General features: G+C 63.7%; 17 protein-coding genes and 1 other RNA gene. 13 read left to right on the top strand and 5 right to left on the bottom strand.

The features are described 5' to 3' along the window. Positions 1-16: 16 nt before the first annotated feature. From clpX to ACGHJ7_RS07520, 5 genes are all read left to right on the top strand, one after another. Positions 17-1,285, top strand: a complete 1,269-nt coding sequence (gene clpX, locus ACGHJ7_RS07540; RefSeq protein ID WP_390476009.1) for an ATP-dependent Clp protease ATP-binding subunit ClpX — start codon at positions 17-19, stop codon at positions 1,283-1,285. Between the two features lies 1 nt (position 1,286). Next, positions 1,287-1,634: a hypothetical protein gene (locus ACGHJ7_RS07535; RefSeq protein ID WP_390476007.1), complete on the top strand. Its 348-nt coding sequence runs from the start codon at positions 1,287-1,289 to the stop codon at positions 1,632-1,634. A gap of 117 nt (positions 1,635-1,751) precedes the next feature. Next, positions 1,752-2,792, top strand: a complete 1,041-nt coding sequence (locus tag ACGHJ7_RS07530) for a glycosyltransferase family 2 protein (RefSeq protein WP_390476006.1) — start codon at positions 1,752-1,754, stop codon at positions 2,790-2,792. Next, positions 2,789-3,196, top strand: a complete 408-nt coding sequence (locus ACGHJ7_RS07525; protein WP_390476004.1) for a GtrA family protein — start codon at positions 2,789-2,791, stop codon at positions 3,194-3,196. Before ACGHJ7_RS07530 ends, ACGHJ7_RS07525 begins: the two co-directional genes overlap by 4 nt. Continuing rightward, entirely contained in the window at positions 3,196-4,704 is a 1,509-nt protein-coding gene (locus tag ACGHJ7_RS07520; RefSeq protein ID WP_390476002.1) for an ArnT family glycosyltransferase, read from the top strand. The genes ACGHJ7_RS07525 and ACGHJ7_RS07520 overlap by 1 nt, the downstream gene beginning before the upstream one ends. Before the next feature lie 63 nt (positions 4,705-4,767). Here ACGHJ7_RS07520 and ACGHJ7_RS07515 read toward each other — a convergent pair whose 3' ends face one another. The 3 genes from ACGHJ7_RS07515 to mtgA all read right to left on the bottom strand — a co-directional run bounded on the left by ACGHJ7_RS07515 (position 4,768) and on the right by mtgA (position 7,116). Next, complete coding sequence (locus tag ACGHJ7_RS07515; protein WP_390476000.1) at positions 4,768-5,358, bottom strand: fasciclin domain-containing protein; 591 nt, start codon at positions 5,356-5,358, stop codon at positions 4,768-4,770. 155 nt (positions 5,359-5,513) lie between these two features. Then, entirely contained in the window at positions 5,514-6,443 is a 930-nt protein-coding gene (locus tag ACGHJ7_RS07510) for a cation diffusion facilitator family transporter (RefSeq protein WP_390475998.1), read from the bottom strand. 4 nt (positions 6,444-6,447) lie between these two features. Beyond that, on the bottom strand, positions 6,448-7,116 hold the full coding sequence (gene mtgA, locus ACGHJ7_RS07505; protein ID WP_390476291.1) for a monofunctional biosynthetic peptidoglycan transglycosylase: 669 nt from the start codon (positions 7,114-7,116) through the stop codon (positions 6,448-6,450). Between the two features lie 111 nt (positions 7,117-7,227). On the opposite strand from mtgA, the gene ACGHJ7_RS07500 reads away from it, so the two are divergent. Together ACGHJ7_RS07500 and ACGHJ7_RS07495 are read left to right on the top strand one after the other, a co-directional pair. Next, entirely contained in the window at positions 7,228-8,571 is a 1,344-nt protein-coding gene (locus ACGHJ7_RS07500) for an amidohydrolase (RefSeq protein WP_390475997.1), read from the top strand. Positions 8,572-8,715: 144 nt separating this feature from the next. After that, positions 8,716-10,128, top strand: a complete 1,413-nt coding sequence (locus tag ACGHJ7_RS07495; RefSeq protein WP_390475995.1) for an H-type lectin domain-containing protein — start codon at positions 8,716-8,718, stop codon at positions 10,126-10,128. Positions 10,129-10,266: 138 nt separating this feature from the next. On the opposite strand, the gene rpoH is transcribed toward ACGHJ7_RS07495, so the two are convergent. After that, entirely contained in the window at positions 10,267-11,178 is a 912-nt protein-coding gene (rpoH, locus tag ACGHJ7_RS07490) for an RNA polymerase sigma factor RpoH (RefSeq protein ID WP_390475994.1), read from the bottom strand. Positions 11,179-11,303: 125 nt separating this feature from the next. Beyond that, positions 11,304-12,260: an RluA family pseudouridine synthase gene (locus ACGHJ7_RS07485; protein ID WP_390475991.1), complete on the bottom strand. Its 957-nt coding sequence runs from the start codon at positions 12,258-12,260 to the stop codon at positions 11,304-11,306. Positions 12,261-12,277: 17 nt separating this feature from the next. On the opposite strand from ACGHJ7_RS07485, the gene ACGHJ7_RS07480 reads away from it, so the two are divergent. The 6 genes from ACGHJ7_RS07480 to ACGHJ7_RS07455 form a co-directional block, all read left to right on the top strand. After that, positions 12,278-12,706, top strand: coding sequence for a Mov34/MPN/PAD-1 family protein (locus ACGHJ7_RS07480; RefSeq protein ID WP_390475989.1), 429 nt, complete (start codon positions 12,278-12,280; stop codon positions 12,704-12,706). Between the two features lie 178 nt (positions 12,707-12,884). Continuing rightward, a complete protein-coding gene (locus ACGHJ7_RS07475) occupies positions 12,885-13,544 on the top strand; it encodes a histidine phosphotransferase family protein (RefSeq protein WP_390475987.1) in 660 nt (219 codons plus the stop codon). After that, positions 13,544-14,311, top strand: a complete 768-nt coding sequence (locus ACGHJ7_RS07470; RefSeq protein ID WP_390475985.1) for an N-acetylmuramoyl-L-alanine amidase — start codon at positions 13,544-13,546, stop codon at positions 14,309-14,311. The genes ACGHJ7_RS07475 and ACGHJ7_RS07470 overlap by 1 nt, the downstream gene beginning before the upstream one ends. A gap of 7 nt (positions 14,312-14,318) precedes the next feature. Then, an RNA gene (rnpB, locus tag ACGHJ7_RS07465) (RNase P RNA component class A) lies at positions 14,319-14,725 on the top strand. Between the two features lie 43 nt (positions 14,726-14,768). Next, the gene (locus ACGHJ7_RS07460; protein ID WP_390475983.1) at positions 14,769-15,557 is read left to right on the top strand and encodes a hypothetical protein; all 789 of its coding nucleotides are present in this window, start codon (positions 14,769-14,771) and stop codon (positions 15,555-15,557) included. 99 nt (positions 15,558-15,656) lie between these two features. Beyond that, the coding region (locus ACGHJ7_RS07455; RefSeq protein ID WP_390475981.1) for an energy transducer TonB at positions 15,657-16,973 on the top strand (1,317 nt) is incomplete at its 3' end.

Genomic DNA, 16,973 nt, shown 5'->3' with positions numbered 1-16,973 from the left:
GGGGACGATACAGGATATGACGAAATTGAGCGGAACCGATAGCAAGAGCACCCTTTACTGCAGCTTCTGCGGGAAGTCGCAGCACGAGGTGCGCAAGCTGATTGCCGGACCCACCGTGTTCATCTGCGATGAATGCGTGGAGCTGTGCAACGACATTATCCGCGAGGAAACGAAGGCCGGAATGACCGGCCGCAAGGAAGGCGAGGTTCCCCCGCCGTCCGAAATCTTCGCCACGCTGAACGACTACGTGATCGGGCAGGAACGCGCGAAACGCGTGCTGTCCGTCGCCGTGCACAACCATTACAAGCGCCTGAAGCACGCCGGGAAATCCGGCGATGTAGAGCTGGCGAAGTCGAACATCCTGCTGGTCGGTCCCACCGGCTGCGGCAAGACGCTGCTGGCGCAGACGCTGGCACGCACCTTCGACGTGCCGTTCACCATGGCCGACGCCACCACGCTGACCGAAGCGGGTTACGTGGGCGAGGACGTCGAAAACATCATCCTGAAGCTGCTGCAGGCCAGCGACTACAATGTCGACAAGGCGCAGCACGGCATCGTCTATATCGACGAGATCGACAAGATCACGCGCAAGGCGGAAAACCCCTCCATCACCCGCGACGTGTCGGGCGAGGGTGTGCAGCAGGCGCTCCTCAAGCTGATGGAAGGCACCACGGCCAGCGTTCCGCCGCAGGGCGGGCGCAAGCATCCGCAGCAGGAATTCCTGCAGGTCGATACGACGAACATCCTGTTCATCTGCGGCGGCGCGTTCGCCGGGCTGGACAAGATCATTGCCGACCGCCTGCAGAAGCGTTCGATCGGCTTCGGTGCGCATGTCGCCGATCCGGACAAACGCCGCGTTGGCGAGCTGCTGGAGAAGAGCGAGCCGGAAGACCTGCTGAAATTCGGCCTGATCCCCGAATTCGTCGGTCGCCTGCCGGTCATCGCGACCCTGCACGACCTCGATGTCGATGCGCTGGTCACAATCCTGCAGGAACCGAAGAACGCGATCGTGAAGCAATACGGCAAGCTGTTCGAGCTGGAAGACACCGAACTGACCTTCACCGACGAGGCGCTGCGCGCGATTGCCGAACGGGCGATCAAGCGCAAGACGGGCGCACGCGGCCTGCGCTCCATCGTCGAGGGCATCCTGCTCGACACGATGTTCGACCTGCCCGATCTCGACGACGTGACCGAAGTCGTGATCGACAAGGACGTGGTCGACGGGCGCAAGGAACCGGTCCGCGTCGTCAGCGCGGACAAGGGCAAGAAAGAAGAAGCGGCCTGACATGGCAGGGCAGTGGTTGCCATTCGTGGTGACACTGCCCTTCGCCGCCATCCTGCTCGCGGCCGGTATCTGGGCGGAGCGGCGCTATCGCGATTTTGCCGAGCTTCCGGGCCATTACGGCCTCGATGGGAAGGTGACGCGCATGGGATCGCGGCGCACGATTACGCTGGCGATCCCCATCCTGTTCGCGCTGTTTCTAGTGGTGTTCTCCCTGACACCGCTGCTCGTCCCGCAGGAAAACCAGACAGGCGACGCGTTAAGCGGACTGCTGTTCGCCGGAGCGGTGATGGTCCTCTCCTACGCTTTCGTCCTTTGGCTGACCGAACGCTGGGTGCGCGCCCGGCGATGAATGCCGGCAGGCCAGCGCCGGTCCCATCCTTCCCCGTGCATTAACCCTTCCACACGGTTTGTTTACGTGGTCCGATTAGGGCGGGGCCGAGCCATTCGCATCGGAACCGCCTGAAACATGAGCCGCATCGCGCCCGTACGCTTCGACAAACGCCTGGCTGTGGTCATTCCCAGCTACAAGGTGACCGACCACGTGCTGGGCGTGATCGAAGCGATCGGGCCGGAAGTCCAGGCCATCTACGTGATCGACGATTGCTGTCCCGACGGATCGGGCACTCTGGTGGAGCAGCGCTGCACCGACCCGCGCGTGACCGTGATCCGGCACGAGCAGAACAAGGGCGTCGGCGGAGCGGTGATGACCGGTTATACCGCCGCGATAGCGGCCGGGGCGGATGTCATCGTCAAACTGGACGGCGACGGGCAGATGAACCCGGCGCTGATCGAAACCATCGCCCGGCCCGTGCTGGAAGGCCATGCCGACTATGCCAAGGGCAACCGGTTTCATTCGCTCTGGAACGTGCGCCAGATGCCGCGCGTGCGCCTGTGGGGCAATGCCGCGCTGTCGTTCCTGACCAAGCTGTCGAGCGGCTACTGGCGCGTGTTCGATCCCACCAACGGCTATACCGCCATCCATGCGAAAGCCGCGCAGGCGCTGGAATTCCGCAACATTTCGGAGCGGTATTTCTTCGAAACCGACATGCTCATCAATCTCGGCAATGCGCGCGCGGTGGTCGCCGATGTGCCGATGGAGGCGGTCTATGGCGACGAGACCAGCAATCTGCACATCCGGAACGTGCTTGGGCAGTTCTTCACCAAGCATATGCGCGAACTGGCGAAGCGGATTTTCTACACCTACTTCCTGCGCGACTTCAATCTCGCCTCCGCCCAGTTGCTGCTCGGCCTGATCCTGCTCGCCTTTGGCGGCGTGTTCGGGGCAATCGAGTGGTATATTTCCATCAGCACCGGCGCACCGGCCAGCACGGGCACGGTGATGCTGGCCGTGCTGCCGATCATCCTGGGCTTCCAGCTGTTCCTCAATTTCCTGGCGCTCGACATGTCGAACGAGCCGCGCACACCGATCCAGCCCGCACCATCGCTGGCGGAACTGCTGGCCAGCGCAGCGCCGCAGCCGGCCAGGCCGGGTACGGCCGAGCGATGAAGAGCCTTCTGGAGAGCAATCACGTCGTGCCGCAAACGCTGCGTTACGGCGCGGTGGGACTGATTGTCCTTGCTGCCGATATCGCGGTCTATGCAGGATCGCTGCTGGTCCTGCCCGGGGCATGGCTACCCGCCAATATCGCGGGCAAGGCGGCGGGGGCGGCGACAGGTTTCGTGCTCCACCGCAATGTGACCTTTCGCGGGGCCAGTGCCGGCTCGCGAACGCGTCAGGGCGCAGGCTATGTCGCGCTGCTGGGTTTCAACATGGCGCTGTCCTCCGCCCTGCTGTGGGCCCTGGTCGAGCAGGCGGGCCTGGACGCATTCGCTGCAAAACTGGTGACAGAGGTGGCGGTGATTTCCACCGCCTTCCTGCTGTCGCGCACGCTCGTCTTCAGGGCCGACTGATGCACGGGGCATTGCAATTCCTTGGCACGGGGCGCCGTGGATTGTGGGCCGGGCTGGTCCTGCTCGCCGGTCTGGTTGCCCTGTCATGGGTCGGCTTCATCGCGTCGGACGACACGACCTATGCCGTGGGGGCCTATGGCTGGATCGACGACTTTCCCTATGTCGGCGGGCACGGGACGATCCGTTATCCGATCACCATCCCGATGGCGCTCAGCTTCACGCTGCTGGGCGATAACGAGTTCGCTTTCGTCCTGCCGTCGCTGCTGTTCCTGATCGGGTTCCTCTACCTCGCATGGCGAGTTGTGAGGGACCGGGCGGGCGCGATACCCGCCTTCACCGCGCTGGTTGCGGTCGTCACCTGCCCCCTGATCGCGGTGCAGGCGAGCATTGCCAGCGTCGATATCATCGAGATGGCGCTGCTGTTCGCAGCCTTCGCCCTTTCGCTGGACTGTATCGAAAACGGGCCTGAGCGTGGCAAGCTGCTGGCCGCCGGTGCGCTGTGCGGTGTCGCTTTCCTGACGCGGGAGACGGCGGTGTTCGTCGCCGTGTTCTATGCGCTGCTGTTCCTCGCCAGCTACGGTTTTGCGCGCTGGCACTATCTGTGGGTGGCGGCAGGCTTCCTCGCGGTGTGGTCGCTGGAGATCCTGTATCTGACCGTGATGACGGGCGACCCGCTCTACCGCTTCAACATCGCGATGAACCACGATTCCACCATCGACCGGACGGTGGACCTGGCCGGGAACGTGATCGTCCACCCTGTAATCGATCCGCTGCTGGTCCTGCTGGCGAACCAGGAATTCATGTTGCTGACCTTCGTGGCCGTGCCTGCTGCAGCGTGGCTGTGCACCACACGGTCGGTCGGCCCGCGCATTCGCCGCATGGCCCGGTTGATGAGCCTGCTGGCGGCGGTGTGGTTCGTCTGTGTCGGCGCGGCGCAGAGCCTGCTTCCGCTCAACCCCCGCTATTTCATGATCACCAGCACGCTGCTCGCCATCCTGGCGGGCACGGCGATCGGTCTGCTGCTGCAAGGCGGCGCGGCGAGGCTGCGTTGGGGCGCGCTCGTCGTCCTGCTGGCCCTGGTCGGCGCGAACTTCGTCGCCATCATGGTGGAGAACAAGGAGCCCGCATTCGGCGAAGAGACGCTGGTCGCGGTGCTGGAGGAAAGCGAGGGGCCACTCGTCACCGATCCCATGACCCGTTTCCGTGCACGCATACCCCTGCGCTGGATCGATGCGGCGGACAGGGTGAGCGATGCGCCGCCACGTGCAGGCGACCTCTATTTCCATAATCCCGCCCGCGCGGATGTGCCCAATGCGTTCATGAGCGAGGACGCCGCGCCTGCCTATCGTCCGCAGCCGGACTGGCAGGTGGTCGGCACCTACGTGCCGGAAGCGGGGATCCTTGCGCGCCTGCTGGAGGCAAGCGGCATTTCGCAAAGCCTGCCGCAGGGCCTGTGGCAGAAACTGCGCTACCGACATCCCCCGGCCACGCTCTACCGCGTACCATAAAAAAACCCGCCCCGGCGCGGCTGCGCGGGGGCGGGCTTCAAAAGTCCCGATGGGCGGGAAGACTTACATCTCCGGCAGGAACACGGCGTTAGTCACGTGGACGACGCCGTTCGACTGCATGACATCGGCCTGGGTCACATAAGCGGTGCGGTTCGATGCATCGGTGATTGCCACGCGGCCATCGACCATGCGCGCCGTCAGCGTGCCGCCCGACAGGGTGGTGATCTGTGCGCTACCATTGCCTGCCTCGATCATGTCCATCAGGTCGCTGGCGGTCACTTCGCCGGCAACCGTGTGATAGGTCAGAACATTGGTCAGCAGCATCTTGTTCGCCGGCTCCAGCGCGGTTTCCAGCAAGCCGTCCGGAAGCGCGTCGAAGGCTTCGTTGGTCGGCGCGAAAACGGTGATCGGGCCGGGGCTCGACAGCGTGCTGACAAGGTCTGCAGCCTTTACCGCGGTGACCAGCGTCGACAGGTTCGGCGCCATCGAGGCGTTCTCCACGATCGTGCGCGACGGCAGCATCGCGACGCCGCCGACCATGGTGGAGGTCGCGGCACTGGTGCTGCCCATGCCGTCGGCGGTGTTGTAGGCACAGCCCGAGGCCAGAACGGCGGCGAGCGAAATGGCGAGCGAGTTACGGATCAGTTTCTTCATGAGGAATCCCTGCTTGTTTGGCCTGTTCATTTGGCCCGTGCTTCGGGCCCGATGTTCTGCGATGTCCTGCCCGGTAATCGGCCAGGTTCGTCCCCCAAACGCGCGAAGCGGGGTAAAGGTGCCGGAAAAGCGTCGCTGCGAAAAATCGCTGCCGGTCAGGAAGGTCCGCCGCACGCCCCCGCGCAATAGGGCGTCTGCTCTATCTGCACCGTTGCATGACCGATGCCGAAGCGGTGTTTCAGTTCCTCCGACAGCGCGGCGAGGAATGGGTCTCCCTCGTGGCCGCCCGGCATGACCAGGTGCGCCGTCAGCGCGGTTTCCGTGGTGCTCATCGGCCAGATATGCAGGTCGTGGACCGCTTCGACCCCGGAAAGGCCATTCAGGAACGCGTCGACATCCGCCTCGTCGATCCCTTCCGGTACGGCGGCGAGGCCCATCTTCACGCTGTCTTTTGCCAGCCCCCACGTGCCCCAAGCGATGACCGCCACGATCACCAGCGAGACCAGCGGGTCGATCCAGACATAGCCGGTGGCAAGAATGGCGAGGCCCGCCAGCACCACGCCCAGCGACACCAGCGCATCGGCCGCCATGTGCAGGTAGGCGCCGCGAATGTTCAAATCGTGCTCCCGCCCACGCATGAACATCCATGCCGTGAAGGCATTGATGACGATGCCGATCCCCGCGACCACCACCACGGTCATGCCCTGCACGGGCTGGGGATTGCCCAGCCGGTGGATCGTTTCGAACAGGATCGCGCCGATCGCGACCAGCAGCAGCGCCGCGTTGGCCAGCGCGGCGAGGATGGTCGAGCTCTTGAACCCGTAGGTAAACCGCGCGGTCGGCGGTTTCTTCGCCGCGACGCTCGCGCCCCATGCCAGCAACAGGGCCAGCACGTCGGAGAGGTTGTGCCCCGCATCGGCCACCAGCGCCATGGAGCCTGAAAGGATGCCGTACACCGCCTCCACCACCACGAAGCCGGTGTTGAGGACAATCCCGACCAGGAAGGCGCGGCCGAAATCGGCAGGCGCGTGCGAATGCCCGTCGCCGTGCGCATGTGCGTGTGAGTGGCCGTGACTTCCGTGCATCGCGCTATTCGTAGATGCAGGCGTCGAGCCCGTCCCGCTGCACGACGCCGATCCGGGCAGCGATCGTGTTACCGTGGCGGCGCAGCCAGCCGGTCGGGTTCACGACGCTGCGTTTCTTGGGCAGGGGCAGGGCGACGACCATGCGCGCCGCTTCCGACGGGCTCAATTGCGCCGCGCCCTTCTGGAAATAGCGTTCCGCGCCTGCTTCCACGCCGTAGGTCCCGATGCCCGTTTCCGCGACGTTGAGATAGACTTCCATGATCCGCCGCTTGCCCCAGATCTGTTCGATCAGGACGGTGAACCACGCCTCGAACCCTTTGCGGACATAGCCGCCATCCTGCCACAGGAAGACGTTCTTGGCAGTCTGCTGGCTGATGGTGGAGCCGCCCCTGATCCGCCCGCCTTCCGCATTGCTGCGCATGGCGCTGGCAATCGCTTCCTCGTCGAAGCCGTTATGCGTGCAGAACTTGCCGTCCTCCGCCGCGATGGCCGCGCGCACCAGGTCGCGGTCGATCTCCGACAGGGGCTCCCAGTCCTTGGTATAACCGTTGTCGTCCAGCAGCATGGTCGCGGTGACCGGCACGGGCACGAACTTGAACAGGAAGACGAGGAACAGGCTGAGCGCGAGGAAGCCGACGACCAGCTTTACGAGGAAGGAGAGGACCCGGAACATTGCGGCCATGCTCTACCCTCCGGCCCCGGTGCAGGCAATCGGAGAGCTTGCGGCCCGGCGCGGCGCGTGCTTTCTGCGGCAGGAGAGATTTTTCGAGCAAGGGAACAGGTGATGACGGGACTGGGCAAGCGGGCAGCATGGAAGGCGGCGCTGGGCATGGGCGCATTGCTGGCGGCGACATCGCTGCAGGCGCAGCAGGGGCCCTTCGCCGCCGAGGTGGAGGCTGATTACGACGCACACCTGGAAGACCTGTTCGTTCATTTCCACCAGAACCCGGAGCTGTCCTTCCTGGAGAGCAATACCGCCGCCCGAATGGCGAGCGAGCTGCGCGCGGCTGGTCTCACCGTCACCGAGGGCGTCGGCGGCACCGGCGTGGTCGGCATGCTGGAGAACGGCGATGGCCCGCTGATCCTGCTGCGCGCCGACATGGACGGGCTGCCAGTGGAAGAGAAGTCGGGCCTCGATTATGCCTCCACCGCCACGCAAACTGGGCAGGATGGCAAGGAATACCCGGTGATGCATGCCTGCGGGCATGACGTTCACATCACCTCGATGGTCGGCACGGCGCGCGCGTTGGCGGCGGCGAAGGACGACTGGTCGGGCACGCTGATGTTCGTCGTCCAGCCGGCGGAGGAACGCGTCGGGGGGGCCAAGGCAATGATGGCGGACGGGCTGTACGAGCGGTTCGGCACGCCGGACTACGCGCTCGCCTTCCACGTCACTTCGTTGCTGCCGACGGGGCAGCTTTCGGCATCCGAAGGCATCCAGTATTCCAGCGCTGACAGCGTCGACATCATGGTGCCCGGCATCGGCGCGCATGGCGCGGCGCCGCATATGGGGAAGGACCCGGTCTATATCGGCTCGCAGATCGTCACCGCGATGCAGTCCATCGTCAGCCGCGAGGTCGGGCCGCTCTCGCCTGCCGTCATCACGGTCGGCTCGTTCCAGGCGGGATCGAAGCACAACATCATTTCCGACCGCGCGAACCTGCAGGTGACGGTGCGGGCGAACGACGAGGAGACGCGCGCGCAGCTGCTTTCCGCCATCGAGCGGGTCGCGGTCGGCATCGGCAAGGCCCACGGCCTGCCCGACGAGCTGCCGGTGCAAGTGACGGTGAGCGAAGGCACGCCCGTTACCAACAACGACCCCGCACTGGCCAAGCGGCTGAACGGCGTGTTCCGCGAGGCATTCGGCGAGGGCACCTTCCGCGATTTCGAGCAGACCACGATGGGCGCGGAGGACTTCTCCTATTTCGTCGAAGAAGACACCGGCGTCCCCGGCTACTACTTCGCCGTCGGCGGCACACCGCCCGAAGCCTTCGCCGCCGCCGAAGCCGGCGGCCCTCCGGTGCCCAGCCACCACAGCCCCCTGTTCAAGATCGCCCCGCGGGAAAGCGTGACGCTGGGCACGCAGGCGATGGTGGCGGCTGTGATGGATCTGGCGGGGGGTGGTTGAAGTCTATCTGCAACTCTCGCCAAACAAAGCGTGCCGATAGACACCCATTTTTCAGTTTTCTGTTAAGTATGGCGGTGTAATGATGTGACAGTGTCCCATCCTCGCTTTCTCGATATGCGCAATTGGGCATGCTGCCTTGTTCTGATGCTGGCGCTAGTGATGTGTTTAGCGCCCTCATCGGCCATTGCCGGTCGGATCGAGGCGGGTACTTTCACCGCTCATGACACATTAGGGGGAAACCGAACCCCAGATTTTGTGTCGTTTCAGCAGACTTTCGACGTCCCCCCGGTCGTCATCGCCTTGCCATCGCAACAAGGAAACAATTCTGCCAGCATTCGCATCACGAATGTCACCACTTCAGGGTTCGATGAACTCATTCTCGAACCTGATAATTGGGATGGCCGCCATATCGCCATGACGGTGCACTATATCGCGGTGGAACCGGGCCGACACGTCCTGCCCGGCGGAACGATTATCGAGGCCGGCAGAGTCTCTACGACAGCCACCCAGTTCGGCTCGGGCTTCACAGGGGGAGTGGCACGGTGGGCTAACGTAAATTTCAGTGCTGCCCTACCCTTTACGCCCACCGTGGTGCACCACTTGCAGTCTGCGAATAGCGAAACGCGGAATGTCGCCAACGAATCTTCGCGTCCACACATCACTTCAATTGCCCAAAACCCTTCGGCAACCGGATTTCAAATCGCGATTGATCGCAGCCAGGCCAATAGCGGTCCGTTCCCCAGCGCCGAGACGATAGGCTGGATCGCATTTCCTGCTGGACAAGCAGGGACGTTTCCGGACACCGCCGGCACTGCTGTGACTTGGAGTGCCGTTACCACGGGATTTAACATCCGCGGGTGGGACAATGGATGTTTTTCCAATGGATTTGGTCAATCCAGCGGAAGCGCTGTCGTGGTCGCGAAAAAGTTGTCGCGGCGAAATGCCGATGGCGGTTGGCTGCGGTATTGCGCAGTGAATGCCTCCACAATCACCCTTCGCGTGGATGAGGACCGTGATCAGGACAACGAGCGTAGCGTAGCGACGGCCGATGCCGAACGGGCCGGAATCATCGCATTCTCCCGAGCATTCCATGCCAATTTGCGTGCCGACCTGGATATTACCAAAATTCGTTTCGGGACCGATGGCCCGTCAGGCGATTTCAATGTTCCAGGTGCCACGGTCGAATATTCCATTACCGTAACGAACGCCGGTAACGCGCCGCCGAATTACGATAGCGTAATCGTGACAGAGCAATTGCCACCAAATCTTTCACTCGTGGTGAACGATTTTGGCGGACCGGGCAGTGGACCTATCCGATATACTGACGGCAGCCCGGCAACGGGTCTCAACTGTGTTTTCGTTTCATTGGCGAGCACAACCGATTGTTATTCCTTTTCAACCGACGGAGCCAATTTCGACTACACGCCGGTGGATAGTGGCGATGGCACGGACCCGGCAATCACACACGTTCGAATAGTCCCGACAGGTTATATGGCCGCAGACAATGGTACTGGCTCACCGAGCTTCGAACTGCGTTTGCGCGCCGTCATACCTTGAATGGGACGAAGTCTTTTCGCCTGAATTCAATAGTCGTTGCCTCGCGGCTGGATTCACCAATCGCATCAACTTACGCGATTCGTAAAAAAGGGGCGGCGAGCATAGCCCACCGCCCCTTCTCGTCACTGAAACCTCGGCTCAAGCCGCCACAGGCGAACCCAGCAGCCTCTCGCCGGCAATCGCCTTCATCGCCTTTTGCAGCTTCTCGAAGGCGCGGACTTCGATCTGGCGGATGCGTTCGCGTGACACATCGTAGACCTTGGAGAGTTCCTCCAGCGTCTGCGGCTTTTCCGTCAGGCGGCGTTCGGTCAGGATGTGCTTCTCACGGTCGTTCAGCGCATCCATCGCTTCGGTCAGCATTTCATGCCGGACTTCCGCTTCCTGCGCGTCGGCCACCGTTTCGTCCTGCAGCGGGCGATCATCGGTCAGCCAGTCGAGCCATTCGCCCGAGCCTTCCTCGCCATTGCGCATGGAGACATTGAGCGATCCGTCGCCGCCCATCATCATGCGGCGGTTCATGTTGATCACTTCCTGCTCGGGCACGCCGAGGTCGGAGGCGATCTGCGCCACGTCGTCGGGATGCAGGTCGGAATCCTCGTAGGCTTCCAGCTGCTTCTTCATCCGGCGAAGGTTGAAGAACAGCTTCTTCTGCGCGGCGGTGGTGCCCATTTTGACGAGGGACCAGCTGCGCAGGATGAATTCCTGCATGCTCGCCTTGATCCACCACATCGCATAGGTCGCGAGGCGGAAGCCGCGATCGGCTTCGAACTTCTTCACGCCCTGCATCAGGCCGACATTGCCTTCGGAGATGAGATCGCTGACCGGCAGGCCATAGCCGCGGTATCCCATGGCGATTTTCGCAACCAGCCGCAGGTGCGACGTGACGAGCTGCGCCGCCGCGTCGGGATCGTCATGCTCCTCGTACCGCTTGGCGAGCATGTATTCCTGCTCCGCCGTCAGCACGGGGTATTTCTTGATTTCGGAAAGATAGCGGTTGAGGCTCTGCTCCCCGCCGAGGGCCGGTATGGCCACTGCCTTGCTATTGCTCACGTAGTCCCTGACCTTTCTAGCGTCGACCTCTCGTAACCGGACCCTGCAACAGGCATCCGGTCAAACGGGCCACTGGGTTACATATAAATGCAAACACCGCCGGTTTGCAGTCCTCTTCGTCGATTTCAACGAGCGGTTTCGTCGATAAGTTCCGCCATGTCGGCCGGCAGTTCGGCCCGGAAATCGACCCGTTCGCCGGTGACGGGATGGGTGAAGCCCAGGGTGCTTGCGTGCAGTGCCTGGCGGGCGAAACCCAACCGCTTGAGAAGAGGTCGCAAATCCTTCGGATCGCGTCCGTATTGTGGATCCCCTAATAGCGCATGACCAATTGACGCACAGTGAACGCGGACCTGGTGGGTTCGCCCGGTTTCCAGCGTGCATCGGATCAATGTGCAGCCGCGAAGCAATTCTATCGTCTCGTAATGGGTGACCGCGTGCTTGCCCCTTCTGGAGGTATCGGGGAGCACGGCCATCTTCTTGCGATTCGCGTCGCTGCGGCCCAGCCGCGTGGCGATGGTGCCGGACCGGGGGTCGGGTCGCCCTGCGCATACCGCGAGGTAGTGCCGGTCGATCGAATGCTCGGCAAACTGTGCGGCCAGCCCTTCATGCGCGGCATCGGTCTTGGCGACGACCAGCAGGCCGGACGTATCCTTGTCGATCCGGTGGACGATGCCCGGCCGCGCGACGCCGTTGATACCCGACAGCGTGGTCCGGCCATCCTTCGCGCAGTGGTGAAGCAGGGCGTTGACCAGCGTGCCGTCGGGGTTCCCCGCAGCCGGGTGCACGACCATGCCGGCGGGCTTGTTCACCACCAGCAGGTGCGCATCCTCGAACACGATGTCGAGCGGAATGGCCTGCGGCTTCGCCTCCGGCTCCTGCGCGGGGGGCAGGGTGATGGCGAAATGCGCGCCCGCCTGCATCTTCGTCGAAGGGTTGGTCGCCGGCCTCTTGCCCACCAACACCGCACCCGCCGCCATCAGCGCCTTCACCCGCTCGCGCGACAGGCCGCTCGCCTCGGCCAGCGTCTTGTCCAGCCGGCCCGGCTGGTGAATCGTTCCGGTGATGATTTCGGGCGAAGTCATGCTAGCGGTCTTGGGCAATGACACTACGAGTCACAAGGGCGGTTATCGCAGGTCTGCTGGAACAGGCCCGGGCGGCGCACCCGGAGGAATGCTGCGGCATCCTGCTGGGGCGCGGCGAGGCGATTACCGCGATCCGCCCGGCACGCAATGTCCATCCCAAGCCCGCCACACATTTCGAGATCGACCCGCAGGCGCTGATCGACGCCCACCGCGCCGCGCGGGATGGGGCAGGGGACGGGGACGGGGCCGGGGACGGGAACGGGCAGGCGGTCGCCGGCTATTACCATTCGCACCCGCGCGGACCCGCCAGCCCTTCCGCGACCGACCGGGCCTCGGCATCCGGCGACGGGCGGATCTGGGCCATCGTCGCCAAATCGGACATCCGGTTCTGGAGAGATGGCGAGCAGGGCTTCGCGGCGCTTTCCTACAGCGAAACAGATGGCTAGTGTCGCGCCCATGTCCAACGCCACGAAAGGGCGAAGTTTCGCCGGCTCCCGGCCAAAGTGTCAATTTCGCATATCGGCGATTTGCCATTATCTTACAGGCAGATAGCGGTTTCGATGCGGCGTGGGCGCTGTCAACATTGTCAACTTCGCGCGTTCATTGAAAGGCCAGACTTCCTGAATGACCCAACCTGATCCCGTCGAATTCGCCAGCCTCCTGTGCTCCCGCCTGTGCCACGACCTCCTCAGCCCGGTGGGTGCGATGACCAACGGGCTGGAATTGCTGGCCGACGAAACCGACCCCGAAATGCGCGAGCGGTGCCTGGAATTGCTGGGCCAAAGCGCGAAGGCCAGCGCGGACAAGCTGAAATTCTTCCGCCTCGCCTTCGGGGCCGCAGGCGGCTTTGGCGACAAGGTCGAAATGGCCGAACCGCGCGCCGCGATAGAGGCGCTGGCAGGCGATGCGAAACGGATCGAACTGCGCTGGGCGCTGGATGTCGACACGCTGCCCAAACCGGCGGTGAAGGCCATGCTGAACCTTGCGCATATCGCGCTGGAATCGCTGGTGCGCGGCGGCACGCTGGATATCGGTGCGGAACGCAATAACGGGGCGAGCGAGATTGTGGTGCGCGCGACGGGGCCGAAAATCGCCTTCGACGACACGATCGGTCAGGCGCTGCAGGGGGACCTTGCGCCCGCAGACCTGTCGGGCCGCACCGCGCCTGCATGGATGATCGGGATGATGGCGGAGAACATGGGCGGCTCCGTCCAGTATCACCGCAGCGAAGATTCGCTGCTGCTGGGCGCCGTCATTCCCGAAGGGGAAGGGATGATCGGCTGATGGGCAACGGCGATAACAGCGCGAGCGATTTCGGCAGGGCGGGCGAACGCCTGCCCCTGAGCGAAGACGAATTGGTCGACCGCGAGGTCCTCTCGCCCAATTTCGACGAGCGGACCGATCCCATCTCGATGGTGGTGATCCACTACACCGAGATGGAGGACAAGGGGTTCGCGATCGAGCGTCTGTGCGATCCGGAGGCCAAGGTCAGCGCGCATTACCTGATCGGCGAACAGGGCGAGGTCGTGCGCCTCGTGCCGGAGGAAAAGCGCGCATGGCATGCGGGCGTGTCCTACTGGCGCGGACACAAGGACGTGAACGGCATCAGCGTCGGGATCGAGCTCGACCATCCGGGCCATGCCTATGGCTACCGCGAATTCAACGACGCCCAGTTCGAGGCGCTCGTCCCGCTGGTGGCCCGGTTGGTGAAGCGTTACGATGTTCCGCGCGCCAATGTCGTCGGCCATTCCGACGTGGCGCCTGCGCGCAAGATCGACCCGGGCGAACTGTTCCCGTGGGATCGCCTGGCCGAATACGGCCTCTGCCTGCCGAGGCCGGAAAAGCTGGAGAAAGGCGATCCGTTCGACAACGATGCCAGCTTCTACCTCGCGCTCGAACGCTTCGGATACGATGTGACGGACGGGTACAAGGCGGTCGAGGCCTTCCAGCGCCGCTGGCGCCCTGAAAAGATAGATGGCGAGATCGACGGGCAGGTCCGGGCGATCCTGTTCCAGTTGCTGCTGGACAGGGACCGGGGCGTGACTAGATAGAGGCGTGCCAGGGGGCCGGGCAGCCGCGTTTCTTTCGAAGCGAGGAAAGTCCGGGCTCCACGAAACAAGGGTGGCGGGTAACGCCCGCCCGGCGCGAGCCGAGGGAAAGTGCCACAGAGAGCAGACCGCTTCGTTTCGGCGAAGCAAGGGTGAAAGGGTGCGGTAAGAGCGCACCGGGGAACCGGCAACGGCGACCGTCATGGCAAACCCCACCCGGAGCAAGGCCAAATAGGGGCCTCGCGCCTTCACAGGCAGGGGTGTTTCGCCCCGAGAGGCCCGGGTTGGCTGCTAGAGCTGCGGAGCAATCCGCAGACCAGATGAATGGCTGCCCATGCGGGGCTGGTGCGTTCTTGGGAAACCGAGGCGCGCATACCGCCCGCTGGACAGGACCCGGCTTACAGGCCCCCTGGCACTTTTCGCTGTCCTACCGTGCAGCGTTGGGTCTATCCCTTTTCAAATGAGAGACTTGCACGCCCGCCGCAGCATGGCCCAGATCGTGGCCATCATCCTCGCCGTCATCGTCCAGATCGGCGCGACCTTCCTGCCGGCGCTGGGCTTCGGCGAGAATATCGGCAGCCGTTCCGACGATATCCAGACGCTGATTACCCCGTCCGGATGGGCGTTTTCCATCTGGGGGCCGTTGTTCTTCGGCTCCGCCTGCTACGCCATCTGGCAGGCGCTGCCGGCCCAGCGGGGCAACGCGCTGCTGGGCAAGATCGGCTGGTGGTCCGCCGGGGCATTGGCCGCGCGAGGGGTATGGGCCGTCTACACGCAGGGCGCTGCGCTGACCGCGGTGTCGGCCCTGATTATCCTGGCCTCTCTTGTCTGCCTGCTCGTCATCATGCGCGCAGTCGCCGGGCTGCACCGCGTAATGACGACGGCGGAGCGGTGGCTGGTCGGGCTGCTGTTCACCGCTTTGGCCGCTTGGCTGACTGCGGCGAGCATCGTGAACATCTCAGCCGCACTGGTATATCACGGCGCCGATTTCGGTGCCGCAGAGGCGATGATCACCGCGGCCGTCGTCGTGGTGGGCGGCTGCATCGCCTCGCTCGCTATTTCGCGCAGCCGCGGCGCGCCGTATTATGCGCTCGTGTTCCTGTGGGCCCTGCTGGCGATCTATTTCCGCGGCGGGCAGGAAGCGCCTGCCGTCGCCTATGCCAGTATCGCTGCCGCCATACTGGTCGCAGCGACCTCCATCCTACGGCTGGCCGATCCTGCCAATCGCCGGTTCTGGACCGGCTGGTAGGGGGCATTTTTGCAACTCGGGCTGCCCATGCGAACGGCCATGGCGGGGGTTGCATTGTCGGCCCTGCTATCGGCGTCTTCGGTTGCGGCGTGTTCTTTCATGCCGATTATCGAACTGGAGGGGGAACCGGTCAGCCTTCGCGCCGAATGCCGCGCCTTGCTGAGGGGCCGACAGGATGTTTTGCAACGTCTGGGTACCGGCACGCTTGCCTATTCGGACATTGGCGGAGCCGTGCGGGCGCTGGTGAACGGGACGAATGAATGCCCGCAGCAAGGGGAGGCCGCATTTGCGTTCGCCGATGCTGCACTCGGTTCGCCGGTAAGAGCAGGCGCAGCACCGCTAGCTGTCGAAGATTTCCTGAAGTGGGCGCCGGAGAGCCTGCCCGAGCCGCGAAGGATCGAGGCGATCGCAGGAAGCTGGATCATGTCGCCGGCCCCGACTTTTCATGGCGGCGTATGCAGTGCAACGCCCTATCTGGGAGACGAATTGCCGGATGGCGTGCCGCAGGAACGCCTGCAGTCGTTTCTCGTGAAGCCCGAATACTGGGCGGAGGCCATCCGGCAGTTCGGCAACAATCCGGCACGCGACCGCATGGTGCTGGAAACGCTTGTCGATCCTGCACATGCGAAGTTCGACCTGCGCGAAGCGGCGCGCCTGCTTCCCGAATTTCACCGCGCAGACCGGACCCAGCCGAGCCGACACGCCATGCGAAAGGGTGCGCGGACGCGCATTCTCGTGGCGGAGGCTCTGGCCGATCCCAAGCGGGGGCTTGCCGATTACGAGGCTGCTTCTGATGCGCTCGGGAGCCTCAACCCTTTCACCGCTCCGGATTTGGACGCCCCAATGCTTGAGCGGCTGATCGGACTTCAAAACAGGATCGCGCAGAGCCGCCTTGCCAGCGACGATCCGGCGATACAGCGACGGGCGGAACTGGTCTTGCGCACAGGCGACCCCAATGCGCGGCTGGGGCAGCCGGTCGAGGGCCTACTTCCAGCGGATAGCACGGTCGTGGTGCTGGAGGAGTGGCCAGAGGCGCTCGGCATGCCCTGGCTTGGCGAGAAAGCCATGGAGCGGATCGCCGATAGCTATCCCTCCCGGGCGATACGTACGGGCGAGGGCGGCCGGGTCGCGATCGGCGCGCTTTTCGATCCGGACGGGACCTTCCGCACATTCCACGTGCTACAAGGCACCGCCTCATCCGCCCTCGAAAGGTCGGCGTTGACGAATGCAGAGAGGTACATCCTTCGTGACACAAGCACGCTTCGTCTCTCTAATTATACCGGCGCGTATGTTCTCGCGCCGCTTGCCGTGTTCGAATACAGCTTCAGCGAGGCTCCGTCCGATACTGACGGCCCACCTGTCTTCCGTATTACCCCCCCTCGATTAGCGAAAACTGAGCCGAAAGCTCAGCTGCGC

Origin of the sequence: Altererythrobacter sp. MTPC7 (genome assembly GCF_042851395.1) — a bacterium.
Lineage (GTDB): Bacteria > Pseudomonadota > Alphaproteobacteria > Sphingomonadales > Sphingomonadaceae > CAJXSN01.
Note: the sequence above shows the minus strand (reverse complement) of the source record. Positions and strands in the feature narration are given on the sequence as shown.